We start from the raw sequence: 5,047 nt of genomic DNA on the forward strand, positions 1-5,047 counted from the left end.
TAAAGACGTTTCTCTCCAAGAACTTGTCTCCAACATTTCTGAATGCGATTGGAGAATTAATTCCGATGGCTCAGAAATTGATATAATGGGGCAAATATGGACGAAATTATTTCATGATTTTGAGGTGGGATCAAATTATGATAGGACAACAATACTAAAAATTATCGAAAAAATTGCATATATTCAACCATCGAAATCTTGGGAATTGCTCCAATACGCTTTAAAAAATCCTAATGAAGAAAATGAGGAATTTTTCGGTATCTATTGTTGTTCACATGAGAGTGTTCTGGAAATCATCCCAAAAGTCGCTAGAAATATCTCATACAATGTTGACTATTTACCACAATGTTGCGATTTGCTTTGGCATTTGGGAAAAAACAAGACAGGAATACTTCATTCTGATCCAGATCATCCCATCAGGATTCTTCAAAATATTACAGAAGCTGGACATTATTCCCCCCCGATTATTCAAACCAAGATCATTTATGCCATAGAAAGGTGGCTAAGCGAATCAAATATTGATGATTTTATTCACAGTCCATTGGAAATCCTAGACCCAATTCTTCAAAAAGAAGCAGAAATCGTAAGTTATAATGGAAACGTATTAAGACTCAGTTTATTTGTTATTGGCTATGAAAATACGAAAAAAATCCGAAATAAGGCACTTTCGATAATTTCGAGTTTAACACAAGACAGATCGATAAAGGTTGTGCTGAGAGCTATAAAAAGTTTAGAATGTGCGTTAGATCCTCCAAGAAGATTGCATGAAAGAGATATTCCGGATGAAGAATATAAACAATGGTTCCCTGAAGAAATGATGATTCTCAATATATTCGATGAACTCCTAAAAAGAACACAAAATCCAATTATTCAGATTCAAGTAAATAAAGTATTAAAGCGATTTGAGAAGATTGGAAAAAATGAAAAGAGCCGACAAAAAGCTGCATTAATTAGATCGAATATTGATGATTCATACCAAGTCAGATTGGCAAGAGCTTTACAATACTCCTTTGATACCGATTTCAACGCTGACTATAAATCAAAGATGAAAGAACTGGAAGAACAGACAGCACGCGTTGTTGCAGAGTTCATAACCAACAATGTGAATGAAAAAGAAGCATATCAGTCACTTTGTGAACAAATCGTGAATTTTAATGAGGCCGATATCGAATATAACCCTGGGAGATTCTTTTTTTACCTTGGTAAAGAAGGATCAGATTATTCAATAGGCTTATGTCGAAAAATTTTATCAGAACCATCATCACCGCTGATTAATAATTTCGGACCACTTTTATCTGGAATTAAAGTAGTGAAGCCCGATATTGCAAAACAACTCATCCGAGAGGGTATTGAATCAAAAAATCAAAATATCTGCAATTCTATTGCCTTCAATTATTCAAATGGATGGTGGGGAGCAGGTAATGACGAAGATGAACTTGATTTTATTGAGCGTCTCCTGCACAGCAACAATCGTGAAATTAAAAAATATGCGATAGAATCTTTAAAAGAATTCCCTAGCTCATTAAATTTAAGAATAAAAGAGGTGGCATTGGGTTTAGAAATTACAGATGATTTTTCCCATGCAGATGCATTGTGTGGAACATTTTTTTGTAGATCTCAAAGAATGCCCATCATCTTGGGATCAGATGAAATGGAAATAATTTTAGAAAAATTGCTTTTAACTCGAAACCTTCGTGTAGATACAGAAGGAAATGGTTTCTACATTTGTTCATTTTTAAGGGAGGTTGGGAAAACAGATGCAGGTTCTTTGGTTGATTTCCTATTAAAAAGGATAAATATTGCTTTAAAATCTCATGAAAATCCTTGGAAAGGGTATGAGGCAATTCCATCTACTGGGTTCTCTAATTTTATAGAACCGGTGATTAGCTGTCCTTCATATCAAGATATACTCAGAAAAGTCCGAGATGCAACATTCTCTGCTGATAAGAAAACTTATTTCATTAGATTATTCGAAGTATTGTCCGATAATTATTCGCCAAATTGTTTGGAAGTGCTGGAAGAATGGATTCATTTGAGAGATCCTGATAAAATATTCACAATCTCTCAGTTAATCCAGAATGCAAAGTCAGAATTTCTATTCATGAATTCGGATTTTATCAATAAAATAGTTGAAGCATCGTTTAATACCAGTCCAGAATGTCATGAAAAAGTACTTGGAAAATTATTCAATATTGTAACATCTGAAGGTCGGACAGGGATTTTAGGTGAACCTTGTCCTTTGGATATCCAAATCAGAGACCAATCAATGGAATATGCTGAAAAATATGAAGAAGGATCTCCTACGAGGAAATTTTATTTAGAGTTATCTCGGCAAGCAGGGCACTTAATAGAAAAATCGTTGATTATTGATGATGAGGCCTTTGAATGAAAACTACAACCCCCATTCTCAAGAATTATTTTTCCATTTCGCCATAAGTTTCTTTCCCAATCTTATACCTTCTTTTGAAAAGCAAATTTCAAGTTTATCATCGTTTTGTAATAAACCAGAAATTTTTAATCTTTCAATATTATCCATGACGCTGGAAATATCAACACTCAGTCCTTGATATTCAAATGTCTCAATAATATCTTCAACTAATACCGAACCGTGGAAGTTCATCGAACACCATTTACTCCAAGCAACAAAGAATGTATGAACAGATTCAAGAGATAGCGATAATTCATCCCTCATTCTTGAACTTATAAATTCTTGATTCCAATCGGACATTTTGTTTAATGAATCGATAATCGAAGATATTTTTGACTTTGAAGCCCTGTAATTCCCTTCATTGCTTGATTTTTTATTATTATCTAAAAACCTAGAGTTGTTCAATAGAGTAACTCGATTAATTTCCATCATTTTTTCAACCAATATTTGGATAACTTTGGAAAATTCACTCATCCCCGTATCGATAATAATCGGATGCTCATACGGGTTGTAATAATCCGTAAGAAACTCCCAGAACAGCCCCGGGTACTTCCGCACTTCGCCCAAAATCGTCAGCAGCCGCTGCCGCATCCCGAGGGCCGCGATCGCCTGGAACCCGTTCCGGGCGTCGAACTCGCACCGCAGCGTGTCCTTGTGCTGGTACGCCTTGAAGCCGGGCGTGTTCTGGTTGGGCGACTTCAGGTAGAACACCCCCTTCTTCATCTGCATGCCGATCGAATCGAGGATCGCATCGATCGTCTTCGTGTCGCTGACCACCACCGTCAGCTCGTCCCGGGTCAGCGTCGAGGGCGAGCGGATGCGGCTGACCAGTGAATCGATCTCCAGGTAGTGGGCCCCGAACTCCTCCCGCACCCACTCGCAGATCCACTCCAGATCCCCCGGCTCGTCGCTCGAGAACACTACCGCGTCCGCACCCACCTGCAGGGTCAGGTGCGGGCGGTAGATGAAGAGCGACCGCTGCCGGGTCTTCATGGTCCACCCCTTGGCCTTCGCCTGCCGCAGCAGGAGATCGCGGAACACCTTGTCCACGATCACGAACTGGATGGTGTCGCGCTCGAGTGAGGCGAGAGTGAGCGGGCAGGAGCGGCAGGCACGGATCTCCTCGCTCTGGGCCGCGATAGGGTCATCACCATACCTTGCGTCTTGCCGATCGGCAAACGCATTGCATTCCGGGCCCTGTAGATCCTGAAAAACCGCCCGATCCGGAGCATCATGTCCCCCGTCACCGTTGTTATCGCTTTCGCCCGATCCGCTGTCTCCAGGAAAAATCCATTCCAGCTCTGCCGCCATCAGCCCTCGATCCATGAGGGCAGCAAAGCCATCGATGTCCGCTATCCCCTCGAGAATCCTATCCGATCCCCGGGGACCGTCGAAATTCTCCGGATCGGTAGTAGTAATAGTATACGTTACCGCCCGCCCTTCCTGGTGCGCCGTCACCTCCGGCATGCCGGCGAGGAGGCGGCGCACATGGCGCTGGCTCATCTCCAGTGAAGCGGCGATCTCTCGGGAACTCAAAAAAGGGGTGCGCTCAAGAAGGCAGCGCACCCGCTGGCGGGTCGACACGGCGTCCACCGTGCCTTAACGCCATCGGTGTCTGAACTCATCCTCGAGGTTCAGCATGCGGTATTTCAGCAGCTCGATCTGGCCCTTCAGGGTGTCGATACATCGCGTCAGCTCGCGGTGCTGATCGTTGAAGCGGCGTTCCACCTCCCCCCGGGAAATCCCGCTGCCCATCATACGACCTCCCGCTCCGCCGTGGCCGGAAGATCGACCAGCGTGCACGACCGGGTCGAGACGATCTCCCTGGCCGAGTCGAATTGCAGATCGAAATGCTGCTCCAGCATGCCGTAGAGGTTGTTGAGGGCGTCCGGCAGCGACTTGCCAATCACTTCCATGCCCTCGATCTCCGGGGCAAACACCCGCCAGGTGTTGTCCTCCTCGAGGTGCCGGATGCTCACCTTGACCCGAACCATCTCACGCGCCCTCCGTGAAGAACAGCGGCTGGCTGCGGTTGTACTCATCGATGACCTGATCGAGGGCGGCGACCACCTCGGGCGGGATTGCGCGCGTCGGCGGAGCGGTTATATCATGCAACGATGATACTTCATGGGCGGTTCCGGCCATGTGCGTGCCAGCTCTGGTTGAGGGGCTGCCCACTATGTTCTGACTGCCTGACATTGCGGCGCCTCCATCGCATCATCGATGATCCATTTTCCCTGGCGGATCTTCTCTTCGGCCCCCTGGCCGTAGATCGGATCTTTCTTGAGTGCCTCGATCAATTCACGAGACACGCAGCGTGGTTTCGTCATCACATTCCTCCGTACTGATCTGCCCCCCGCAGCCGGACCGCCGCAGCGTGACAGAGAGAAAAATTTGTGATGCCGAGTATATCAATCGCGACCGGGCACCGTACAACAAACCGCTAGTTGAAAGTAATGGTTTTATGCGCGCCCGCATTTTTCGCGGATGAATCATATAAAATAAAAATCGATTAATCTTTAATATAATGAGCACAATTAAGGAATAGACCTTTTTTATTTGAGTTTAATGAGTGCTTGGCCTTCGAGATTGGTTCAACCGTTTCCATATCAGCATTTG

Annotated in this window: 6 protein-coding genes; 2 read left to right on the forward strand and 4 right to left on the reverse strand. The window is 44.4% G+C overall.

All coding sequences use genetic code 11. The annotated features are described in order from the left end of the window. Nucleotides 1–2,389, forward strand: a 2,389-nt coding sequence (locus QCH34_RS06560) for a hypothetical protein (protein WP_300332026.1), incomplete at its 5' end; no start/stop codon positions are given. 18 nt (nucleotides 2,390–2,407) lie between these two features. On the opposite strand, the gene QCH34_RS06565 is transcribed toward QCH34_RS06560, so the two are convergent. Genes QCH34_RS06565 through QCH34_RS06575 form a run of 3 tightly spaced genes read right to left on the reverse strand, consistent with a single transcriptional unit; the run spans nucleotide 2,408 to nucleotide 4,422 of the window. After that, nucleotides 2,408–4,012 (reverse strand): hypothetical protein, encoded by a 1,605-nt coding sequence (locus QCH34_RS06565; RefSeq protein WP_300332028.1) that lies wholly within the window; start codon nucleotides 4,010–4,012, stop codon nucleotides 2,408–2,410. A gap of 15 nt (nucleotides 4,013–4,027) precedes the next feature. Then, nucleotides 4,028–4,156: a hypothetical protein gene (locus tag QCH34_RS06570; RefSeq protein ID WP_300332030.1), complete on the reverse strand. Its 129-nt coding sequence runs from the start codon at nucleotides 4,154–4,156 to the stop codon at nucleotides 4,028–4,030. Between the two features lie 26 nt (nucleotides 4,157–4,182). Beyond that, nucleotides 4,183–4,422, reverse strand: coding sequence for a hypothetical protein (locus QCH34_RS06575; protein ID WP_300332032.1), 240 nt, complete (start codon nucleotides 4,420–4,422; stop codon nucleotides 4,183–4,185). On the opposite strand from QCH34_RS06575, the gene QCH34_RS06580 reads away from it, so the two are divergent. Continuing rightward, nucleotides 4,409–4,549 carry a hypothetical protein gene (locus tag QCH34_RS06580; RefSeq protein ID WP_300332034.1) on the forward strand — a complete coding sequence of 47 codons (141 nt, stop codon included), beginning with the start codon at nucleotides 4,409–4,411 and terminating at the stop codon, nucleotides 4,547–4,549. The genes QCH34_RS06575 and QCH34_RS06580 overlap by 14 nt on opposite strands. Nucleotides 4,550–4,605: 56 nt before the next feature. Here the strand turns inward: QCH34_RS06580 and QCH34_RS06585 are convergent, their stop codons facing one another. Further along, nucleotides 4,606–4,758 carry a hypothetical protein gene (locus QCH34_RS06585; protein ID WP_300332036.1) on the reverse strand — a complete coding sequence of 51 codons (153 nt, stop codon included), beginning with the start codon at nucleotides 4,756–4,758 and terminating at the stop codon, nucleotides 4,606–4,608. Nucleotides 4,759–5,047: the final 289 nt, after the last annotated feature.

The sequence above is a fragment of the Methanocalculus sp. genome (assembly GCF_029762515.1).
Taxonomy (GTDB): domain Archaea; phylum Halobacteriota; class Methanomicrobia; order Methanomicrobiales; family Methanocorpusculaceae; genus Methanocalculus.